This window comes from Lutibacter flavus, assembly GCF_900188355.1.
GTDB lineage: Bacteria > Bacteroidota > Bacteroidia > Flavobacteriales > Flavobacteriaceae > Lutibacter > Lutibacter flavus.
Window position 1 is genome coordinate 502,842 of the sequence record NZ_FZNX01000001.1, and the last position, 22,332, is coordinate 525,173.

15 protein-coding genes are annotated in these 22,332 nt (G+C 29.8%); 7 read left to right on the forward strand and 8 right to left on the reverse strand.

Features of this window, described 5'->3' with window-relative positions:
• Positions 1-2: 2 nt before the first annotated feature.
• Positions 3-2,453 carry an exopolysaccharide transport family protein gene (locus tag CHB63_RS02205; RefSeq protein WP_089376789.1) on the forward strand — a complete coding sequence of 817 codons (2,451 nt, stop codon included), beginning with the start codon at positions 3-5 and terminating at the stop codon, positions 2,451-2,453.
• Here the strand turns inward: CHB63_RS02205 and hutI are convergent.
• Positions 2,450-3,685, reverse strand: a complete 1,236-nt coding sequence (gene hutI / locus CHB63_RS02210; protein ID WP_089376790.1) for an imidazolonepropionase — start codon at positions 3,683-3,685, stop codon at positions 2,450-2,452. The two genes, CHB63_RS02205 and hutI, sit on opposite strands and share 4 nt — an antisense overlap.
• A gap of 155 nt (positions 3,686-3,840) precedes the next feature.
• Here hutI and pta point away from each other — a divergent pair, with 155 nt between their 5' ends.
• Together pta and CHB63_RS02220 are read left to right on the forward strand one after the other, a co-directional pair.
• Positions 3,841-5,934, forward strand: a complete 2,094-nt coding sequence (gene pta / locus CHB63_RS02215; RefSeq protein ID WP_089376791.1) for a phosphate acetyltransferase — start codon at positions 3,841-3,843, stop codon at positions 5,932-5,934.
• A gap of 83 nt (positions 5,935-6,017) precedes the next feature.
• Complete coding sequence (locus CHB63_RS02220; protein WP_089376792.1) at positions 6,018-7,208, forward strand: acetate/propionate family kinase; 1,191 nt, start codon at positions 6,018-6,020, stop codon at positions 7,206-7,208.
• A gap of 36 nt (positions 7,209-7,244) precedes the next feature.
• Here CHB63_RS02220 and CHB63_RS02225 read toward each other — a convergent pair whose 3' ends face one another.
• Positions 7,245-8,390: a T9SS type A sorting domain-containing protein gene (locus tag CHB63_RS02225; RefSeq protein WP_089376793.1), complete on the reverse strand. Its 1,146-nt coding sequence runs from the start codon at positions 8,388-8,390 to the stop codon at positions 7,245-7,247.
• A 292-nt stretch (positions 8,391-8,682) separates the two neighbouring features.
• A complete protein-coding gene (fumC, locus tag CHB63_RS02230; protein ID WP_089376794.1) occupies positions 8,683-10,080 on the reverse strand; it encodes a class II fumarate hydratase in 1,398 nt (465 codons plus the stop codon).
• Between the two features lie 315 nt (positions 10,081-10,395).
• Here fumC and CHB63_RS02235 point away from each other — a divergent pair, with 315 nt between their 5' ends.
• Positions 10,396-12,003, forward strand: coding sequence for a fumarate hydratase (locus CHB63_RS02235; protein WP_089376795.1), 1,608 nt, complete (start codon positions 10,396-10,398; stop codon positions 12,001-12,003).
• A 167-nt stretch (positions 12,004-12,170) separates the two neighbouring features.
• Positions 12,171-12,338 carry a hypothetical protein gene (locus tag CHB63_RS17085; protein ID WP_089376796.1) on the forward strand — a complete coding sequence of 56 codons (168 nt, stop codon included), beginning with the start codon at positions 12,171-12,173 and terminating at the stop codon, positions 12,336-12,338.
• Between the two features lie 54 nt (positions 12,339-12,392).
• On the opposite strand, the gene CHB63_RS02245 is transcribed toward CHB63_RS17085, so the two are convergent.
• The 5 genes from CHB63_RS02245 to prfB form a co-directional block, all read right to left on the reverse strand.
• The gene (locus CHB63_RS02245; protein ID WP_089376797.1) at positions 12,393-14,837 is read right to left on the reverse strand and encodes an outer membrane beta-barrel protein; all 2,445 of its coding nucleotides are present in this window, start codon (positions 14,835-14,837) and stop codon (positions 12,393-12,395) included.
• A gap of 230 nt (positions 14,838-15,067) precedes the next feature.
• The gene (gene arsC / locus CHB63_RS02250; protein ID WP_089376798.1) at positions 15,068-15,406 is read right to left on the reverse strand and encodes an arsenate reductase (glutaredoxin); all 339 of its coding nucleotides are present in this window, start codon (positions 15,404-15,406) and stop codon (positions 15,068-15,070) included.
• 49 nt (positions 15,407-15,455) lie between these two features.
• Positions 15,456-17,846 carry an outer membrane beta-barrel family protein gene (locus tag CHB63_RS02255; protein ID WP_089376799.1) on the reverse strand — a complete coding sequence of 797 codons (2,391 nt, stop codon included), beginning with the start codon at positions 17,844-17,846 and terminating at the stop codon, positions 15,456-15,458.
• Between the two features lie 165 nt (positions 17,847-18,011).
• Positions 18,012-18,632 carry an HAD family hydrolase gene (locus CHB63_RS02260; RefSeq protein ID WP_089376800.1) on the reverse strand — a complete coding sequence of 207 codons (621 nt, stop codon included), beginning with the start codon at positions 18,630-18,632 and terminating at the stop codon, positions 18,012-18,014.
• Entirely contained in the window at positions 18,632-19,738 is a 1,107-nt protein-coding gene (gene prfB, locus CHB63_RS02265) for a peptide chain release factor 2 (protein WP_089376801.1), read from the reverse strand. Before prfB ends, CHB63_RS02260 begins: the two co-directional genes overlap by 1 nt.
• A gap of 143 nt (positions 19,739-19,881) precedes the next feature.
• On the opposite strand from prfB, the gene CHB63_RS02270 reads away from it, so the two are divergent.
• Together CHB63_RS02270 and CHB63_RS02275 are read left to right on the forward strand one after the other, a co-directional pair.
• On the forward strand, positions 19,882-20,904 hold the full coding sequence (locus tag CHB63_RS02270) for a threonine aldolase family protein (RefSeq protein ID WP_089376802.1): 1,023 nt from the start codon (positions 19,882-19,884) through the stop codon (positions 20,902-20,904).
• A gap of 12 nt (positions 20,905-20,916) precedes the next feature.
• On the forward strand, positions 20,917-22,275 hold the full coding sequence (locus CHB63_RS02275) for a M28 family metallopeptidase (protein ID WP_089376803.1): 1,359 nt from the start codon (positions 20,917-20,919) through the stop codon (positions 22,273-22,275).
• Positions 22,276-22,332: the final 57 nt, after the last annotated feature.

Sequence of the window (22,332 nt, forward strand, 5' to 3'; positions counted from 1 at the left end):
ATATGGATAATAGATTTAATTTTATTGAAAATTCAAGTGAGCATATTTCTGATATTAAAGATTATTTATTAAGAATAGTATCCAATTGGAAATGGTTTGTTTTAGCAATATTAATAGCATTGTCAATTGCATATTATTTTAATATTTCAGCTGAAAAAATATATGGTTTATCTACTACAATTGAAGTTAAAGAAAAACAAAATCCATTATTTTCAACAGGAACCAATATTGCATTTAATTGGGGAGGTGTAAGTGATAAAGTTGAATCTATACGAAAAGCATTAACATCCAGATCACATAATGAAAATGTTGTTAAAGAATTAGATTTTTATGTGGATTACCTAAAAGATGGAAGATTTAGACAGGAAGATGTATATGGGTATACTCCATTTGAAATTATTTTACAACCTAATCAACATCAATTACTAAATTGCTTAATTAAAATTGAATTTATTAACGATGACAGTTTTAATTTGTCGGTTGAATTTGATCCTGAGCTCAATTATAATTTAATAAATTATAAAGATGAAAGTGTATATAAATTTCACCCAGAATCTTTAAGTTTTACCAAAAAATTCTCGTTTGATGAGTATATAAATCTACCATTTTTAAAGGCGCAATTAATTAGAGTTAACGGGAAAAAAATTATTGAAAACGAAACATTCTATTTAAAGTTAAATTCAATTAATGATGTTACTGGCAGATATAAAAATGTTAGAGCCAAAGGACTTTCAGGAACTTCGTTAATAGAGCTTTCTCAAACAGGTTCTAATAAAAATAGAATTGTTGATTATTTAAATAAAACTGTAAAGGTTTTGGCTGAAGTTGAATTGGAACAAAAAACCAATTATGCCAGAAGCACAAAAGAATTTATTGATGCCCAGTTTAAAAGCACATCGGATAGTTTAAAAATTATTGAAAAAAACATAGAAAATTTTAAGCAACAAAATTCTATTTATAATTTATCAGCTCAGGGAGGCGAGATATTTTCTCAAACAACAGGTTTAGATAAATTACAAATTCAATTTAAGGATAGAATTCAATATTTTGAAAATTTAGAAACATATATTAAAACGAATGATAATTATTCAAAAATTCCAGCACCAGCAATTATAAATATAGAAGATGCTTCAATTTCTGGAATGGTTGGAGAATTAACAAAACTCTCTATTGAAAATGAAAGACTTTCAAATGAGGTGACTCCAAATCATCCATCATTAAAATTAAATAATGAAAAAATAATTACCACAAGAAATGTTTTACTTGAAAATTTATCATCTCTAAAAAAAGCTACATTAATAAGTTTAGACAATAGTAAACAACGATTAAATTCTTATAATTACAAGTTAAATAAACTTCCAAATAAAGAGCAGAAGTTATTAAATTTTCAACGTAAATATAGTCTTACAGAGTCTAATTATGTGTTTTTAATGCAAAAGAGATACGAAGCCGATATAGCTATTGCAGCAAGTGTTTCAGATATTACAGTGTTGGATTCGGCTAAAGATACAGGACAAGGGACCATTTTACCACGAAAGCCTTTTAATTATATGATAGCCTTATTATTAGGAGCTATTTTACCATTGTTTGTAATTATTGCAATGGAAATATTTGATAATAAAATTCATACTGCTGAAGAAATTGAGCGATTAACACCAATTCCAGTTTTGGGAGTTGTAGGTAAAAATTCAGCCATAAATAATTTGGCAGTATTTTTAAAACCAAAATCGACTGTTGCAGAATCCTTTAGGGCATTGCGGTCAAATATTCAATTTTTGTTTGATAGAAGCATAAAAGATAAATCTAAAACAATTGTAGTAACTTCTTCTGTTAGTGGAGAAGGGAAAACCTTTATTTCAATAAATATGGCAACTGTTTTTGCTTTAGGAGGCAAAAAAACAATTCTGGTTGGGTTAGATTTAAGAAAACCAAAAATATTTGGGGATTTTGAATTAACAAACGAAAAGGGTGTGGTTAATTATTTAATTGCTGAAGAAAACCTTCCTAATATTATTCAGAAATCTAAAATCCCGAACTTAGATGTTATTACTGCCGGTCCTGTTCCACCAAATCCTTCAGAATTATTAATAAGTTCAGCGACAGAAGAATTAATTAATACATTAAAAAAGGATTATGACTATATAATATTAGATACACCTCCTATAGGACTTGTAAGTGATGCACTTGAATTATTAAAATATGCCGATTCAACCATTTATGTTTTAAGACAAGGATATACTCAAAAAGGGATGCTTAGAATGATAAATGAGAAGTACAAAAAGGAAGAAGTATCAAAAATTAGTATTGTTTTAAATGACTTTAAAATAAAAACTAAATATGGATATGGTTACGGCTATGGATATGGCTACGGCTATGGAAAATATTCAAATGGTTATACAGAGGTTGAAAACCAATCTTTTTTTAAAAAACTATTTAATAAGAAAAAATCTTAAATTTCTTTACCTTCAATAAAAACCTTGTCAATTTGATGATTGCCAAATGAGTAAGGGATAAAGTTGTAACTAGGTATTTCTTTTGTAATTATAAAATTAGCTTTTTTTCCAATACAAATAGTTCCATGTGTTTTGTGTAAATTCATTGCGTAAGCACCATTAATTGTTGCAGCATTTATAGCTTCTTCTGGTGTCATTTTCATTTTAATACAAGCAGTTGATACCACAAAATTCATATTTCCAGATGGTGTTGAGCCAGGATTGTAATCTGTTGCTAAAGCTAAAGGTAATCCTGCATCAATCATTTTTCTTGCAGGAGTATAAGGAATACTTAAAAAGTAGGAACAAGATGGAAGTGCTACAGGCATTGTTTTAGTTCCTTTTAAACATTCTATATCTATTGCTCTCATTTCTTCTAAATGATCTACAGAAAGGGCGTTATATTTAATTACTGCTTGTATGCCACCAATTGCTGTAAACTGATTTACATGAATTTTAGGAATTAAGCCAAATTTATTCCCTGCTTTAAGTATTCGCTCGGTATCTTCAACAGAAAAATAACCTGTTTCACAGAAAATATCTATAAACTCAGCTAATTTTTCTTTTGCAACTATTGGTAAAATTTCATTGATAACTAAGTCCAAATATGCTTTTTTATTATTTTTAAACTCGGTTGGTAAGGCATGTGCTCCTAAAAACGTGGATTTAATTGTAATTGGATAGTTTTTATCTAACCTTTTAATAACGCGCAACATTTTTAATTCAGCTTTTTTTGTTAAACCATATCCAGATTTAATTTCAACAGCTCCGGTGCCAAGCTTCATAACTTCTTCAATACGCTTAGAAGACTGATTATATAATTCATCTTCTGAGGTGTTTTGTAGTTCTTTGGCTGAATTTAAAATTCCTCCACCTTTATTAGCTATTTCTTCATAAGTAAGCCCATTTATTTTATCAATAAATTCTTGTTCACGATGCCCAGCATAAACTATATGCGTGTGACTATCGCACCAAGTAGGAAGTATTATTTTTCTTTTTGCATCAATTCTTTTATCAACTTTAAGGTCCTCTAAAAAAATCATTTCACCAAAATCTATAATAATTGAATCTTCAATTAATAAAAAAGCATTTTTTATTGTTGGTAAAATTTTCATTTGTTTTCCTGAAACAAATAGTTTTGGGGTTTTTTCAACTTGAAGTAATTCTTGTATATTGGTGATTAAAATTTTCATTTTTTAATTAAATTATCTTCAAATATACAGATATTTTTATGAGGTTTATAAATGAATAATTTTTTAAATAAAGGTGACAAAAGTCACTAAATTTTAAGGTGTTTTCCAAGGCAGAACAAGTTGTTTAGGTTATATTTGCAAAAAAAATATAAAAAATGAAAAAAGCCATTTATATAGCAACAAGTGAAGCCAATAGCGGTAAGTCCATTGTTGCATTAGGGTTAATGAGAATGTTATTAGGACAAACAGCTAAAGTTGGATATTTTAGACCAATTATTGATGGAAACAAGAAAGGTAAAAAAGACAATCATATAAATACTGTAATATCTCATTTTAAATTAGATATAGACCCAAAAGAAGCCTTTGCTTTTACTCGAAAAGAATTTATTAATAAAAGGAATGAAGGAAAAGAGGGTGAAATATTTGACACTATTATTGAAAAATACAAGGCTTTAGAAGAAAAAAATGACTTTATGTTGGTAGAGGGTACTGATTTTTCTGGAGAAGGTACTGCAATTGAGTTGGATGCAAATATTTTAATTGCCAAAAACTTAGGGATTCCTGCAATTATTGTTTCTTCTGGAGTTGGTAAAACGTTAGATGAGTTTGTAAATGGAGTTCATATAGCTTATGATTCTTTTAAAGAAAAAGAAGTTGAAGTATTAGCTGTAATTGCTAACAAAGTTCAAGAAGAAAATATTGAAATTGCTAAAAAAGGTATTGAGAAAAATTTACCTAAAGATATTTTTGTAAGTGTTATACCTTTAATAACTTCATTAAGCAATCCTACAATAAAGGAAGTTGCTAAAGCAATTGATGCTAAAGTTTTATTTGGAAAAGAACATCTAAATAATCAATCTTCAAAATTTATAGTAGGTGCCATGCAATTAAGAAATTATTTGGGGCATTTATGTGAAAATTGTTTAATTATCACACCTGGTGATAGAGCAGATATTATTTTAGGGGCATTGCAAGCAAATATTTCAACTAATTATCCAAAAATTTCTGGAATAGTGCTTACAGGTGGAATAAAACCAGAAAAGCCTATTATTAAGTTAATAGATGGATTATCTCAAATTGTACCAATATTATCAGTTAAAGAAGGAACGTTTGCAGTTGCAAATAAAATTGGAGCAATTCGTTCTCATATGTATGCAGAAAATAAAGAAAAAATTATTACATCATTAAATACATTTGATAAATATGTTGCAGTTGATAAATTAAATGAGAAGCTAGTTACATTTAAAAATGAGAGTATAACTCCTAGAATGTTTCAGTATAATTTATTAAAACGTGCAAAACAACATCGCAAACATATTGTTTTACCAGAGGGTAATGATGATAGAATTATTAGTGCTGCTGTTAAATTAATTGAAACGGATATTGTTGATTTAACAATTTTAGGTCAAAGAGATGAAATTGAAAATAAAATTGGGCGACTAGGATTGAAAGTTGATTTAAATAAAATAAATATTATAAACCCAATCGAATCTGAAAATTTTAAGGATTTTGCAAATACATTGTTTGAATTAAGAAAGGCCAAAGGTATGACAATAGATATGGCCGAAGATTTAATGGGTGATGTTTCTTATTTTGGAACTATGATGGTGCATAAAGGGTTAGCAGATGGAATGGTTTCAGGTGCTGCTCATACTACCCAACATACTATATTACCAGCGTTACAATTTATAAAAACCAAGCCGGGAGTATCTGTAGTTTCTTCCATATTTTTTATGTGTTTAGAAGATAGAGTGTCCGTTTTTGGAGATTGTGCAATTAATCCAAATCCAAATTCTGAGCAATTAGCAGAAATTGCTATTTCTTCAGCAGATTCTAGTATTAATTTTGGAATGGATCCAAAAATTGCAATGCTTTCATACTCTTCAGGAGCTTCTGGAAAAGGAGCTGATGTTGATATTGTGAGAAAAGCAACAGAAATTATTAAAGAAAAAAGACCAGATTTAAAAGTAGAAGGCCCTATTCAATATGATGCTGCTGTTGATATTACAATTGGTAGAAGTAAATTGCCAGAATCTGAAGTAGCCGGCCAAGCAAATGTTTTAATTTTCCCTGATTTAAATACAGGAAACAATACTTATAAAGCAGTACAACGTGAAACGGGAGCATTGGCTATTGGACCAATGTTACAAGGTTTAAATAAGCCAGTAAACGATTTAAGTAGAGGTTGTACAATAGATGATATATTTAATACAGTAATATTAACTGCCATACAAGCACAAGGAATATAGATGTAAAAAGCATTCAAATTTTATTTTAAAAGATAATAATAAAATCGAACTGCAGATATTCCACTAAAAATTAAAGTTTAAAAATGAAAATATTAGTTATAAATTCAGGAAGTTCTTCAATTAAATATCAGTTATTTAATATGCCTTCCGAAGAGGTAATTTGTTCAGGAATAGTTGAACGAATTGGATTAAAAAATCCAAAAGTTAAATACGAGTCGAAAGATGATAAAATTGAAAGGGTTTGTAGAATTAGCGATCATAAGACTGGTTTAGAAAAAGTGGTTAAGTTCTTATTAGATGATAAATTAGGGGTAATTAAATCTACTTCTGAAATTGGAGCTGTAGGGCATAGAGTGGTACACGGAGGGAGTGATTTTTCAAAAACAGTTATAATAAATGAAGAGGTAAAAGAAAAAATTAAAGATTTATTTTCCTTAGCTCCATTACATAATCCAGCTAATTATGAGGGAATTATAGTAGCTGAAGAAATTTTTCCTAATGCAAAACAAATAGCAGTTTTTGATACAGCTTTCCATCAAACTATGCCTATTGAAGCTTATAAATATGCAATTCCAAATAAGTTTTTAGAAGAGCATAATATTCGTAGATATGGATTTCATGGTACAAGCCATAAGTATGTTGCAGAACAAGCTATTGAGTATGTAGGAAAAGAAAAAAGCAAGAAAATTATTACAATACATTTAGGTGGTGGTTGCAGTATAACAGCTATTAAGGATGGTAAAAGTGTTGATACTTCATTAGGATTTGGGCCTGTTGCAGGTTTAATAATGGGTGGTAGAAGTGGAGATATAGATCAATCTATCATATTTCATTTAGTTAATAATTTAGGGTATAAATTAGAAGAGGTTAACAATATGCTTCAAAAAGAAAGTGGTATGGTTGGTTTAACCGATGGCTTATCCGATTATAGAGATATTGAGGCTGAAGCAGAAAATGGGGATGAGAAATGCCAGTTAGCATTAGATATGGCTGCTTATAGAATTAAAAAATATTTAGGTAGTTATATGGCTATTTTAAATGGAGTTGATGTGATAGTATTTACGGCTGGTGTTGGAGAAAACTCTATTCCAATGCGTAGGATGGTTTGTGAAAATATGGAATTCTTTGGAATTGATATTGACGTTGAAAAAAATAAAATGAAAGCCAGAAAAATAGAAGAAATTCATAGCGATACTTCAAAAGTAAAAATATTAGTTATTCCTACAAATGAAGAAGTAGAAATAGCCAAACAATCTTATCAATTAATAAATTAAAAATTGTAAAGAATAATAGTATTATAGTTTTTGAAACTATAATACTATTATTCTTTTAAAGGTCATTTTAGAATCATTAATAACTCTAATAATATATAAGCCTTGTTGTAAAGTAGGGAAAATTATTTCGTTTTTTGAATTAGATACTTCCTTAGAGAAAATTAAACTCCCTTTTGTATCATAACAAATTATTTTTGAAGTACCGTTTAATTTTGTAAAATCGTAATATAATTTATAATTATTATAATATAATAGAATATTGGCTTTTAAAGCTTCATCATCATTACTTAAAGTTCTACCAGTAGCGGTAGGATCGATACATTCTCCTTGATAAACCCATTTAGCATCTGTTCCAGGTAACTGGCCTGCTCCAATGTAAGAACTATTTTGATATAATTTATTATTATAATATACAAGAGTATCATAAATTGAATAAATATTATATTCATTATACATTTGAGCTCCACAATATCCGTAATCTGGTTCGGTACATTCAGTACTTTCGTTACAGTCAGATTCATATTGCCACGAAGAAGTTGTACCTGGTACTATTGGAGTTTCTACTGTTTGATCCATATAACCAGCTGAGTACCAAATTTTACAATCATAATAAACTCTAGTTCCATCAATATGATAAAGTAAATATTTGTTGTATGGTTCAATTCCACAAACGGGTTTAGGTTCTGTACATCCGCTTAATGAATCATAGCAATTATCAATAAAAATCCAGGTATTATCAATTCCTGGGTCAATACCACTTGATGCTTTTCCTGGTCCGCGATTCCATATGATGCAGTTAAAAAAAACAGTGTCATCCTTTGAATAATTAATTGAGTTATCATATTCTTCTGCCCCACAATAAACAGCTTGAGTTTTATTGTGGCTATTTATAAAGGTTGATGGATTTAGTTTCTTGTTACTAAGACCAGATGTAATAGTTGTATCAACTGCTTTAAAATCACTATTTAAAGCAGTCTTAAGTAGGGAATTGAAATTTGTATTGACTACTGCTTTAAAATCATTATTTAAAGCAGTCTCTAGTAGGGAATTGAAATTTGAATTGTTAACTGTAATTTTATCAAAATTACTATCAATTTCTAAAATAGTATTTGCATTTATTTTTATAAGTGAAAATATTACAATAAAAATTATAATTATATTTTGGGGTTTTCGATTAAACATTATTTATCCTCGGGGTAGGAACAGGATAAATTTAAGTCAAATACCGAATCAATATTTTTCTTTTTAACAAATGGGTGGTTAAAATTAGTAAAATACACGATTTTAAGTATAAATGGAAAAAATAATAAAAGACTAATTAGTTCCTTATAAAAAGCTGATTAATAGTAATGTAGTAGGTTGATTGAAAATAAAAACAGGATAATAATTTAAATTTATAATACAATCTATCGTTTATATTTATAGGTTTAAAATTTCTTTTAGACTCCTCTAATAAATTTATTAAAATGATAGCTTATTTTAATGAACCAATCATGTTTTCTGGTTTTACCCAAGCATCATATTCTTCAGGTGTAACATAACCTAATCTAACAGCTTCTTCTTTTAAAGTAGTACCATTTGTATGAGCAGTATTTGCAATTTCAGCAGCTTTATAATATCCGATTTTTGTATTTAAAGCTGTTACTAACATTAACGAATTATTTACTAATTCTGTAATTCTAGAATAATTTGGTTCAATTCCAACAGCACAATTTTCATTAAAACTTGCGCAAGCGTCACCAATTAAACGGGCAGATTGTAAAAAGTTAGCTGCCATTACTGGTTTAAACACATTTAGTTCATAGTGGCCTTGGGTTCCTCCAACTGTAATAGTAACATCATTACCCATTACTTGAGCACAAACCATAGTTAATGCTTCAGACTGAGTAGGGTTCACTTTACCTGGCATAATTGAACTTCCTGGCTCGTTAGCCGGGATAATTAATTCACCAATTCCTGAGCGAGGTCCTGAAGCCATCATTCGAATATCATTTCCTATTTTGTTTAATGAAACGGCTAATTGTTTTAAAGCTCCGTGACTTTCAACAATTGCATCGTGAGAAGCCAAAGCTTCAAATTTATTTTCGGCAGTGATAAAAGGTAATCCAGTAAATTCAGCAATTTTTTCAGCAACTAAAACATCATATCCAGCTGGTGTATTTAATCCAGTTCCAACTGCGGTTCCTCCTAATGCTATTTCTGCTAAATGAGGTAAAGTATTTCTTAATGCTTTTAAACCGTGGTTTAACTGAGAAACATATCCAGAAAATTCCTGACCAATTGTTAAAGGAGTAGCATCCATTAAGTGAGTTCTACCAATTTTAACCACATCTTTAAATTCTTCAGATTTTGTTTTAAGTGTGTCTCTAAGTTGCTCAACTCCAGGAATTGTTGTGTCAATAATCATTTTATAACATGCAATATGCATCCCTGTAGGGAAGGTGTCGTTACTTGATTGGGATTTATTAACATCATCATTTGGTTGAATCGTTTTTTCTCCTTCGCCAATAACATTTCCAGCAATTTCATGTGCTCTGTTTGCAATAACTTCATTACAGTTCATATTGCTTTGAGTTCCTGAACCTGTTTGCCAAATTACTAACGGAAATTGATCGTCATGTTTTCCTTCTAATATCTCCTCACAAACAGCAGAAATTAAATCTCTTTTTCCCTCAGATAAAACTCCTAAGTTGCAATTTGCATGTGCAGCAGCTTTTTTAAGATAAGCAAATCCATAAACAATTTCTAATGGCATTGATCCGGATGGACCAATTTTGAAATTATTTCTTGAACGTTCAGTTTGAGCTCCCCAATAGTTGGCTGCAGGAACTTCAACTTTTCCCATGGTGTCTTTTTCTATTCTATATTTCATAAAAGCTGTGTTTGTTAATTTTAAATATATGCATTAATTTTTGAGGATGATTTTTCGTCAGTTCGAGTGATTTTCAATAGAAAATCTTATCGAGAATAGAAAAATTATCATTAAAAATGATTCTCGATACTTTTTTTGTTCCGTTTCACTACACAAAAAAACTCGAACTGACGTTTTTAATAATTAAACCCAACGAGTAATTATATAATTTTCTTGTAAATTAAAAAGGATAAAATACCTTTATTTTACCTACTATTTTCTTATTCCATTGTATATTTGTGTGAATAAAAATAAAGTTACAAAAAATTATATAAGATGTCTGAATTTATATACCAAAAGCCGTTTCCTATTACAAAGGACACTACAAAGTATCGTTTGTTAACTAAAGACCACGTTTCTGTCGTGGATTTTGATGGACGAAAAATTTTAAAAGTTGCACCTGAAGGTCTTGAGTTGCTTTCACAAGCAGCATATCATGATGTGTCTTTTTATCTACGTGCTTCTCATTTAAAAAAATTAGAGACAATTCTTAAAGATCCAGAAGCTACAGATAATGACCGTTTTGTTGCTTATACAATGTTGTTAAATCAAATGGTAGCAGCAGCTGGTGAATTACCAACTTGCCAAGATACCGGAACCGCAATTTGTGTTGGAAAAAAAGGAGAAGATGTATACACTGGTGTAGTTGATGCTGAATGCATTTCAAAAGGAGTGTATAATACCTACGAAAATGATAATCTTCGTTTTTCTCAAATTGTTCCTCAAACAATGTTAGAAGAAAAAAACTCGGGGAATAATCTTCCTGCTCAAATAGATATTTATGCAGCAACGGGTAATAAATACGAATTTTTATTTATAACAAAGGGTGGAGGTTCAGCTAATAAAACGTACCTGTATCAAATGACCAAGTCATTGTTGACAGAAGAAAACTTAACCAGCTTTGTGAAGAAACATATTATGGATTTAGGAACTTCAGCTTGTCCTCCTTACCATTTAGCGTTTGTAGTTGGTGGAACTTCTGCTGAAGCTAACTTAGCAACAGTAAAGAAGGCATCTGCGGGTTATTTAGATCATTTACCAACAGAAGGAAACGATGGTGGTCAAGCTTTCCGTGACCTTGAATGGGAAGAAAAAATTACGAAGATTTGCCAAGAAAGTGGAGTAGGAGCTCAGTTTGGTGGAAAATATTTTGTGCACGATGTACGTGTTATTCGTTTGCCTCGTCACGCGGCATCTTGTCCAGTAGGATTGGGTGTTAGTTGTAGTGCCGACCGTAATGTAAAAGGTAAAATTACTGAAGAAGGTATTTTTCTTGAAGAACTAGAAAAAAATCCAAAACAATTCTTGCCAAAAGAAGCACCGCACTTAAAGGATGCAATTGAGTTGGATTTAGATCAACCAATGGAAAAAATTCGTGAGGAGCTTTCAAAATATCCAGTAAAAACACGTTTCAGCTTAAGAGGAACTTTAATTGTAGCTCGTGATATGGCACATGCAAGAATTAGTGAGATGTTAGCCAACGGAGAAGCAATGCCTCAATATTTTAAAGACCATCCAGTTTATTATGCAGGACCTGCAAAAACACCTAAAGGAATGGCTTCTGGTAGTTTTGGACCAACAACAGCTGGTCGTATGGATCCTTATGTAAATGAATTTCAAAAAGCAGGAGGAAGTATGGTAATGGTTGCAAAAGGAAATCGCTCTCAACAAGTAACCGATGCTTGTAAAGCAAATGGAGGTTTTTACCTTGGTTCTATTGGTGGACCTGCGGCTATTTTAGCTAAAAACAGTATAAAATCTGTAGAAGTTATTGACTTTCCAGAATTAGGAATGGAAGCTGTTCGTAAAATTAGAATTGAAGATTTTCCAGCATTCTTATTAGTTGATGATAAAGGGAATGATTTCTTTGCAGAATTTAAATAGTTAGTAAAAAATAGTACTTAAATTTTAAATAAAACAAAGAATTTTGCTAGGTGTCTTTTTTCTAAACTATTAAATGAGAAATATCATCTAAAAAAAAATAAAAAGTTGTACCATAAATAGAAAATAAATATTATTTTTGTAAAAAGTTAAAACAACCTTTATTAGTTATGGATTTATCACAATTTTCAGGATTTTTAGTATTCTTAACAGTTTTCACAATGGGATTTTGGTTAATGATTTTCCTAATAACATTTGTAATTCCTTACTGGTTAGTTGGGTATTTTAGAGAAGCTTGGAAATACAGAAAAGAAGGTAGAGCAGTACCAAAAAAATAATTAGATTATATAATATAAAAAAAAGGGCAACTATTTAGTTGCCCTTTTTTGGTTTTATGCTTTAAACATTTCTTCATCACCACCGTTATAATTACCACCTTGTCTTTGACGTTGTTTTTTCTGATTTAATCTATATGTAAAATTCAGCATAATTTGTCGTTGACGCCATTGAAATTCACCTTCTGAAATTGTTGTTGGTGAATAACTTGTAGATTTTCTTTTACGGGAATTTAATAAATCGCTAACCCTTAGAGATAAAGTTCCTTTTTCATTTAAAATATCTTTGCTAAAAGCCAAATCAACGCTGATTATTGCTTTTCTTTTAGATTGAGCTCCTTCGCTGGGAGCCATATACATTGCTTTAGTCTGCCAATCTATACCGCCTGGTAAAGTAATTCTAGAATCCAATCGAGTAAACCAACTTACATTCTTTATATCGTAATTTATATTATCATATTCTCCATCAGTAATAGATTCAAAAAAATTAAAACTGTTGGTAAGTTTCCACCATTTAAACGGATTGTAATTAGCCGTAAATTCAAAACCATAGCGATCTTGTTGACTTAAATTTACAGGGCTTCTAACAATTACAAGTGTTTCAACGTTGTCTACTAACCTTAATTCATCAATTTGTATAAATTCAATATTATTTATGGCATGTTGAAAATAAATTGACGAATTAAATGTTAACTTCTCCCATCTCTTTAAGTATCCCAAATCAAATGAATTTGTATATGTTGGGTCTAAATTTACATTTCCCTTTCTAACGTAAGTTTCACTAGTTCTTGACTCAAAAGGATTTAAAAACCAATGACGTGGTCTTCTAAGCCTTCTACTATATCCTAAAGTAAAACTTTCAGTATCGTTTAACTCTAAGCCTAAATTTACTGTTGGGAATAATTCAGTAAATTTTTTATTATAAACTTCATTTGTTTGAATTAAATTAATTCGTCGGTCTGTGGTTTCTGATCTAAGACCTAATAAATATGAAAATTTATTAATTTTTTTACCGTATTGACTGTAAAAAGCATAAATATTTTGCTCAAATTCTAATGTGTTTGAAAAATTAGTATTGTTTATATATTGATTATTTTCAAATTCTTCAACTAAATAATCAGAATTTAATTTATCCATTACAATATTAAATCCTAATTCAAATTGTGCTGTTTCTCCTAATGGCAACGTATAATCACCTTTAAATTGAAATCCAGTATCAGATTCATCAGTTATATTACGTTCAGGGGCATTTTCAATCAATGATGGAAACGTGTCTTTATCTGTTATATAAGTGAAATTATCTTCATTACTTTTTCCATATTGTAAATCCAATGTTAATTTATGTCCGGAAGTATTAAAATCTTTTGTAAAATTTAGGTTGTACTCAATTGTTTTGTCATCTTCACTTTCAGATTCAAGTCTTGAACTGGCAATAAGTAGATTTTTAGTTACTCCTAATTCTGTAATTGAATTTGTGGCTAAATCATCACCATTAGATTTTCTATATAACACAGAACCTGTTAATGAGCTTTTATCAGTTAAGAAATATTCTAATCCAAAGCGAGTATTTAAGCCTTTATTTTCGCGTTTGTATTCAATTTCTTCATTTCTGTAATTTAAAGTATTTCCAAAGTCGTCAAAATATGTAACTTTTGAAAATGAATTCCCTGGAGAATTTCTATATGAGTATCCTAAATTGGTGAAAAAGTTGACCTTTTTAGTTCTATAGTTTAAGTTGGTCGATACTCCTAAATTATCGGGATTTCCGGCCGATAAAGTAAACGTACCATTAAATCCAAGTGCTTTTCCTTTTCTCAATATTATATTTAAAATTCCAGCGGTTCCTTCTGCATCATATCTGGCGGACGGACTGGTAATTACTTCAACTTTTTCTATAGCATCAGCAGGGAGTTGACGTAAAGCATCTGTACCACTTAAACCAACTAATCCGGAAGGTTTGCCATTAACAAGTATTCTTACGTTTTCATTTCCTCTTAAACTTACATTCCCTTCAACGTCAACCGAAACCGATGGTACATTGTCTAAAACATCTGATGCTGTTCCTCCTTTTACGGTCATATCCTTACCAACATTGTATATTTTTTTGTCTAAACGAATTTCTACAGTACTTTTTTCGGCAATAATTTCAACTTCATCAAGAGCTTGTGCATCAATTTCTAAAGAAATTACCCCCAAATCAGTTGTTTTAGTTATCTCTTTATTTCTAAATGTATACGTTTTAAATGAAATAAATTCTACTGATATATTATAAGTTCCTCTTGAAATTAAAATATCAAATGAACCATTATTGTCAGTAATTCCACCTGTTACAATTTCACCTTCTAATGATTTAACAACAATTGTTGCATATTCTAATGGTAGTTTAGTTTCATTATCAATTACTTTTCCAAAAATAGAAATCTTTTCTAAGGGATCAGAATTTTCAGCAATAAGTGTAGTTGCAAAAAAACTGAATGAAATCAAAAATACAAGATTTTTCATGAATGATTTATTAGTTAGTATGATGCAAATATACTTTAGATTTACCTTTTTAAGTGTTAACTAGTGTTAACGTTTGTTTAATGTATTATTAAATGTGTTAAACAAAAAAATCCAAAACGGATTTCGTTTATTAACTTAGCAGTCAGCAAGTTGTTTTGTGTTTTTGAGAAAAATTAAATGAGAATAAAAGAAATTAAGTCATTTTTTGTGTGTTAAAAAAAGCTTAAATTTTATAAAATTGATTTTATAATTTCAGGTGGACGCCCAATAACAGCTTTGCCGTTATTAATAACAATTGGTCTTTCTATAAGTTTTGGATTTTCAACCATTGCGCTAATAATAGCATCATCGGTTAAAGTTTTTCCTTTATAGTTTTCTTTCCAATAAGCTTCATTTTTTCTAACCAAATCAATAGGAGCTATTTTCAATAATTTTATAATTTCTTCAAGTTCTTTTTTAGAAACAGGAGTGTCTAAATATTTAATTGTTTCAAATTCTAATTCAGATGCTTCTAAAATGGCTAAACCTTGTCGGCTTTTACTGCAACGCGGATTGTGATATATTTTCATTTTTTTAATTTTAAACAAAAATAACCATTTTTGTGAAGGAGCATACTAATTAGTAAATAGGTTTATTTTCTTTCCTGTCAAAATCAATTTTTCTATCTTTTTTACTTTGGTTAAATCGGTATGTATAAGAAAGTAAAATTGTTCTGTATTTATTTTCGATTAAACTTTTTGAAAAATAATTAGGGTTAAACCGGTCTCTATTTGTGTCATTTGATAAAAATAAATCATTGACAGTTAAACTTAAAGTTGCTTTATCATTAAATAAATCTTTGTTTATTGCAGCACTAGCATAAGTATATGCTTTTCTTGTTGAATATTTAGCTTTAGATATTAGATAATGCTTGGCATTAATTTGGAAGTTAAATAAATTAGGGATTTTAAGTTGTGTTAATAAACTAAATTCGCCATTTAGATTTACGTTATTATAGTCTAGAGAAATAGTTTCATTTGCTGAATTTACAGTTTCAAATGTTCCAGTTTGATCAAAATTCATTATTGTAATATTACTGGAAAAACTTAAGATTTTATTAGGTTTATAAATTGTTGAAATATTCATTCCATAGTAATCAACTTTTCCTAAGTTAACAGGTGTCGTTATCGTTTTGTCTACACCTTCAATTTGCTCCCCCGTTTCATAGGTTACGTCCTGTATCATATCAGTATATCTAGTGAAAATAATGGCAGGGGCAAATGTAATTTTATTTCCATAATAAGTAAAAGATAAACTTGCGTTATCTGTATAAATTGGATTTAATTCAGGATTCCCTTTATAGAATGAAGTCTCGCTAAATTTTTGTTGAAAAGGTTGTCTATCTAATAAGCCTGGTCTTTTAATACCTCGGTCATAACCTATGCTTATGCTTTTTGTTTCACTAATAGAATATTCTGTATATACAGCTGGAAAAAAATCGTTAAAACTATTATCCTGTTTGGTATTTAAAGATTTATAATCAACGCTATTTTTTGTTAATTCAGTTCTTAATCCAATTCCAAAATAATAATTACTTAACTCATATTCATATTCAATAAAGGCCTTATGAATATTTTCTGAATAATCAATTTTGTTTGAAAAATTAGTTCCTAAATATTCAAAAGGAATTTTACCAAATTCACTTTGGTAACCTGTGGTAATTGCAGATGATTCTCCAATTGGATTTGTAAATTTTAATTCAAAAGTTGTATTAGTTAATTTATTTTTCTCAATATAATCTTCACTTATATAATTTATGTTGGAATTTGTTATTGTATTATTAAAAGTATCAACATCATTTATATACTGTACAAAAGAAGTTAATTTTTGACCTTCTTTTTTAAAATTGTGCTCTAAATTAATAATATACTCCATCGCTTCATTATCATATTTTCCTATATGATTTCTATTATTTGTTGAAGTTGGTGTTTGATTTGGATCAAAAATATCAGAATTTGTTAATGTATTTCTTTTTTGATTTAAATTTTGATAATTTATACTTGTTGTTAGCGTAGTTCTATTCGAAAGGTAAAAGTCTGCTCCAACTGTTGTATAAAAGGTATTATTTTTACTGTTAAATTCACTATTTTCATTTAAAAATGAAGAAGTCGTATTGTTTTCAAAATATTCACTTTCTGAAATTGAGGTTGTAATTGGGTTGCTACTATTAAAAGAAACGTTTGTATAAAAGTTTGTTTTTTGTGTTTTGTGGTTTAATGTTATTAAACTGCCATAATAATCTTTATAACCTCCTGTTCCTGTAATTGAAGCATTTAATCCTTCATTTACACCCTTTTTTAAAATAATATTTATAATGCTAAGTGCAGAAGCATTGTATTGAGCGCCGGGATTTGTAATAACCTCAATATTTTCCAGAGAACCGGCTGGCAAAGATTTTAAGGCACTTTCTTTAGAGAGTAAAGACGTTTTACCATTGATTAATACTTGTACTTGACCTTTCCCTCTTACGGTTATTCCACCTGCTGGGTCAACAGAAACCGAAGGGATATTATTTAAAATGTCGGCAGCTGTTCCTCCAGCAGCCATTAGGTCTTTGCCAACATTAAATACAATTTTATTAGGCTTAAATTCAATTGTCTTTTTTTCGCCTAATATTTCTATAGCATCTAAAAATTCTGTATCGGTTTCTAATGCAATAGTTCCAATATTGAAATCTCTAGAAATGGTAGATATGTTTATTTTTTTTTCTTTGTAAGAAATATATGTTACTGACGCATTATAAGTTCCCTCTTCAACATCAATATTGAAATTTCCTCGGGCATTAGTTATTCCTCCACACTTTATGGTGTTAGAATCAATGCTTTTAAAAATAACTGTTGCATCTTCTAATGGTTTTTTAGTTGATGAATCAATAATTTTTCCTGAAATCGTATATGTGGGGTTGCTTTTTTTCTGACTAAAACTTATTAGTGGGGGTAATATGATTAGTAATAATAAAATTCTTCTCATATAAAAACTTATTTAAACAATTCATAGCATTTTTTAACAATAAAAAATTAACATTACATTAGTTGTTAATTAATACGAAAATACAAAATATTGTTAATATACAACTGTTTATATGAAAAAAATTACTGTTTGTTGTTAAATTGGGAATTTTTTATTTTTAAAAGGTTAATATTTTAATTGTGCAAATTGTAGTTCTTTTTTGAGTTGTTTACCATTTTTAAAATGGATTCCTTGTATTTTTAAATTGTTTGCAGCAATAATATTATCTAAGTTATCATCTATAAAAAGAGCCTTTTCAGGAGTGATATTATACCTGTTTAGAATTATTTTATAGATTTCAGGAAAAGGCTTTCTAGTCTTTTCTTGCCCCGAAACTACAACTCCGTCAAAATCATTAAAAAAAGGAAATAATTCTAAAGCTTTATCCCATTTTTCGGCACTCCAATTAGTTAGCGCATAAATTTTATAATTTCCAGAAGCTTTTAATTTTTTAAAAAGTTCAACATTTTCTAAAATCGGTCCAGAAAACATTTGAGGCCAATCTGAATAAAACAAACGAATCAATTTTTCATATTGTGGAAATTCTGCAATTTTAATGGCATTTGCTTCTTCAATTGTTCTACCAGCGTCTTGTTCTGCATTCCATTCTGGAGTACAAACAGTATTTAAAAACCATTTCACTTTTTCTTCATCACCATTAAATACTTTTAGATACAAATATTCAGGCTTCCAATCAACTAAAACGCCGCCAAGGTCAAATATTATAGTGTTAATTTTAGGTGACATTATAACTCATTTTTATCTTCGGTTTGTCCCTGTTGCATTAAATATGCTTTAATAAAAGCATCTATTTCTCCATTCATAACAGCATCAACATTACCAGTCTCAAAAGAAGTTCTAACGTCTTTCACTAATTTATAAGGATGCATTACATAATTTCTTATTTGTGATCCAAAATCAATTTTCATTTTTCCAGCTTCAATATCACTTCTTGCTTCCTGTTGTTTTTTTAATTCAATTTCATACAACTGAGATTTTAGCATTTGCATTGCTCTATCTCTGTTTTCGTGCTGTGAACGCGTTTCAGAACAGGAAATTTGAATACCAGTTGGCTTGTGTGTTAACTGTACTTTTGTTTCTACTTTGTTCACATTTTGTCCACCTGCACCACTTGAGCGCGAAGTAATAATTTCAATATCAGCAGGGTTTATATCAATTTCTATACTATCATCTACAAGTGGATATACATAAACGGATGCAAACGAAGTATGTCTTTTTGCATTGCTATCAAATGGTGAAATTCTAACCAATCGATGCACGCCATTTTCACCTTTTAAATAACCAAAAGCATATTCGCCTTCAATTTCAATTGTAACGGTTTTAATACCAACTACATCACCAGCCTGAAAGTTTAATTCTTTCACCTTAAAACCTTGCTTTTCGCTCCACATTAAATACATACGCATTAACATTTGAGCCCAATCACAACTTTCTGTTCCTCCGGCTCCAGCTGTTACTTGTAAAACGGCACTTAAATTATCTCCTTCATCAGAAAGCATATTTTTAAATTCCAGGCTTTCAATTAAATCTATGGCTTTATTGTAAACTTTTTCTACTTCTTTTTCAGTTGCTTCGCCTTCATTAAAAAAATCTAATAAAATTGAGGTTTCTTCATAGTAATTTTCAATGGTATTAAAATCTTCAACCCATTTTTTCTTAGACCTTAATTGTTTCATTACAATTTCAGCCTCTTTTGGATTGTTCCAAAAATCAGGGTTTGCAGTTTTTTCCTCCTCATTAGAAACTTCAATTAGTTTTTTGTCAATTTCTAAGTAAGTTTTTAACTTGGCAATGCGTTCTTGTAATTTATAGAGTTGTTCGTTTGAAATCATATTAAGGTTTAAGAATTACAAAAATAACCTTTCATTTTTAAACAATGAAAATTAATTAAATACATATTATATAAATTACGAAAGCAATGGTTTAGTTGTTATTTTTACTTACTATATTTGATTCATAAAATTTAATTTAAACGATGCAAATAAATTTAATTAGTGACACGGTTACAAAGCCAACGAAGGGAATGTTAAAAGCAATGATGAATGCTGAAGTTGGTGATGATGTTTTTAAATCAGATCCAACGGTTAATAAACTTCAAAGTAAAATTGCTGAAATGTTTGGTATGGAAGACGCCTTATTTTTTCCTTCTGGAACAATGGCAAATCAAACAGGAATAAAAATACATACACATCCAGGAGATAAAATGTTTTGCGATAAATGGGCGCATGTTTATAATTTTGAAGGTGGAGGCGCAGCATTTAACTCTGGAGTAACTTCGCATTTAATTGATGGGGAGCGTGGAACTTTTACAGCGAATCAATTACAAGAAGCCGTTTCAGGTGGAAGATCTGATATTCACGTGCCTTATTCTCGATTGGTTGCAATTGAAAATACTACAAATAAAGGTGGTGGAGCTTGTTGGGATTATGAAGAAATTTTAAAAATTAAAAAAATATGCTCTAATAATAAATTAGCATTGCATCTAGATGGTGCGAGGTTGTTTAATGCTTTAGTAGCTAAAAAGGAATCCCCAGAGCAATATGGGAAAGTTTTTGATACCATTTCTATTTGCTTGTCAAAAGGGCTAGGAGCTCCTATTGGATCTTTATTATTAGGTACAAAAAGTCATATAGAACAAGCATTAAGAGTTCGTAAATTATTTGGCGGTGCTATGCGTCAATCAGGTTATTTAGCAGCAGCAGGTATTTATGCCTTAGATAACCATATAGATCGACTTGCCATAGACCATACAAGAGCCCAAATTATTGGTGTTACCTTAAATAATTGCCCTTTAATAAAACATGTAGAACCTATTGAAACCAATATTATCATATTTAATGTTATTGATGAAATAAATGAAAATGATTTTATAAGCCGGATGAATGATGCAGGAATCGAACTAATCTCAATGGGACAAGGTAAATTAAGAATGGTAACGCATTTAGATTTTACTGAAGAAATGCTGGAGAGTGTTGTATTAACAATAGAAAATATATAAAATTTAATAATTATGAAATCTTCTTATCAAGTTGTTTTAGTACTTTTTTTTATGATAAGTACTGTAAGTTTTTCACAATCTAAAATAGATAAAATTTTAACTGAAATTTCAACTGCAACATCTGCACAAAGAATTGAAAATGATATTAAAAAACTGGTGAGTTTTGGAACTAGGCATACCTTATCTGATACTGTTTCAAACAATAGAGGAATTGGAGCTGCAAGAAGATGGATAAAATCTGCTTTTGAAGAAGTTTCAACAGCATGTAATAATTGTTTAGAAGTAAGTTATTTAGGTGATATTGTAAAAGCTGATGGAAGAAGAATAATTACAGATACAAAAGTTGTTAATGTATTGGCAATTCAAAGAGGTACAAAATATCCAAATCATTATGTAATTATGTCTGGGGATATAGATTCCAGAGTTTCGGACGCTAATAATTTCACTTCAGATTCTCCCGGAGCAAATGACAATGCAACAGGAATGGCCGGCACTATTGAGGCTTCAAGAGTTTTAAGTAAATACAAATTTCCGGTTTCTATAATTTATGTTGGCTTGTCCGGTGAAGAACAAGGATTGTTTGGTGGAAAAATTATGGCCAATTACGCGAAAGAGCATAATTGGAATATAATTGGCGTTCTTAACAATGATATGATTGGTAATATTGAAGGAATTGATGGTGTTATTGACAATAGTACTTTTAGAGTTTTTTCTGAAGCGATTTCTATGGAAACAACAGATAGAGAAAAAGCAAGTATGCGTTTTTATGGAGGTGAAGTAGATGGGCCTTCTCGTCAATTGGCTCGTAGAGTTGATCAATTAACAGATGCATATATGACTAATTTAGATGCAATTATGATTTATAGATTGGATCGTTTTGGTAGAGGAGGACATCATCGTCCGTTTAACGATGCAGGTTTTACCGGAGTTAGAATTATGGAAACCCACGAAAATTACAATCGTCAGCACCAAGATATTAGAGTGGAAAATGGCATAAAATATGGTGATGTTATGGAAGGTGTAAATTTTGACTATGCTGCAAAATTAACTGCGGTAAATTGTTTAACATTGGCTTCAATAGCTGCTGCACCACCAGCTCCAGAAAATGTAATGATTGCTGGTGCAGTGCAACCTTCAACACGATTAAAATGGGACCCAATTGAAGATGATGCCATAATTGGGTATAAAATATATTGGAGAGATACAACCTCACCTCAATGGCAATACAGCAGATTTGTTGGCAATACTGCAGATTACACATTGAAAAACATTGTAATTGACAATTATTTATTTGGTGTTGCTAGTGTTAGTGAAAGCGGCGCAGAAAGTTTAATTCAATTTCCAAGAAAACAAATTCCAAGTGGTATGTAATTAAATAGACTATATTTCGACTCATTTTAAAAATAATTTATAAAATGAAGAAAATAA

Coding starts and splice junctions, on each gene's coding strand:
- arsC (WP_089376798.1), bottom strand. CDS start 15,406: ATGAAAATATATCACAATCCGCGTTGCAGTAAAAGCCGACAAGGTTTA.
- CHB63_RS02275 (WP_089376803.1), top strand. CDS start 20,917: ATGAAATCTTCTTATCAAGTTGTTTTAGTACTTTTTTTTATGATAAGT.
- pta (WP_089376791.1), top strand. CDS start 3,841: ATGAAAAAAGCCATTTATATAGCAACAAGTGAAGCCAATAGCGGTAAG.
- prfB (WP_089376801.1), bottom strand. CDS start 19,738: ATGATTTCAAACGAACAACTCTATAAATTACAAGAACGCATTGCCAAG.
- CHB63_RS02255 (WP_089376799.1), bottom strand. CDS start 17,846: ATGAGAAGAATTTTATTATTACTAATCATATTACCCCCACTAATAAGT.
- CHB63_RS02270 (WP_089376802.1), top strand. CDS start 19,882: ATGCAAATAAATTTAATTAGTGACACGGTTACAAAGCCAACGAAGGGA.
- CHB63_RS02205 (WP_089376789.1), top strand. CDS start 3: ATGGATAATAGATTTAATTTTATTGAAAATTCAAGTGAGCATATTTCT.
- CHB63_RS02220 (WP_089376792.1), top strand. CDS start 6,018: ATGAAAATATTAGTTATAAATTCAGGAAGTTCTTCAATTAAATATCAG.
- CHB63_RS17085 (WP_089376796.1), top strand. CDS start 12,171: ATGGATTTATCACAATTTTCAGGATTTTTAGTATTCTTAACAGTTTTC.
- CHB63_RS02235 (WP_089376795.1), top strand. CDS start 10,396: ATGTCTGAATTTATATACCAAAAGCCGTTTCCTATTACAAAGGACACT.
- CHB63_RS02225 (WP_089376793.1), bottom strand. CDS start 8,390: ATGTTTAATCGAAAACCCCAAAATATAATTATAATTTTTATTGTAATA.
- CHB63_RS02245 (WP_089376797.1), bottom strand. CDS start 14,837: ATGAAAAATCTTGTATTTTTGATTTCATTCAGTTTTTTTGCAACTACA.
- hutI (WP_089376790.1), bottom strand. CDS start 3,685: ATGAAAATTTTAATCACCAATATACAAGAATTACTTCAAGTTGAAAAA.
- CHB63_RS02260 (WP_089376800.1), bottom strand. CDS start 18,632: ATGTCACCTAAAATTAACACTATAATATTTGACCTTGGCGGCGTTTTA.
- fumC (WP_089376794.1), bottom strand. CDS start 10,080: ATGAAATATAGAATAGAAAAAGACACCATGGGAAAAGTTGAAGTTCCT.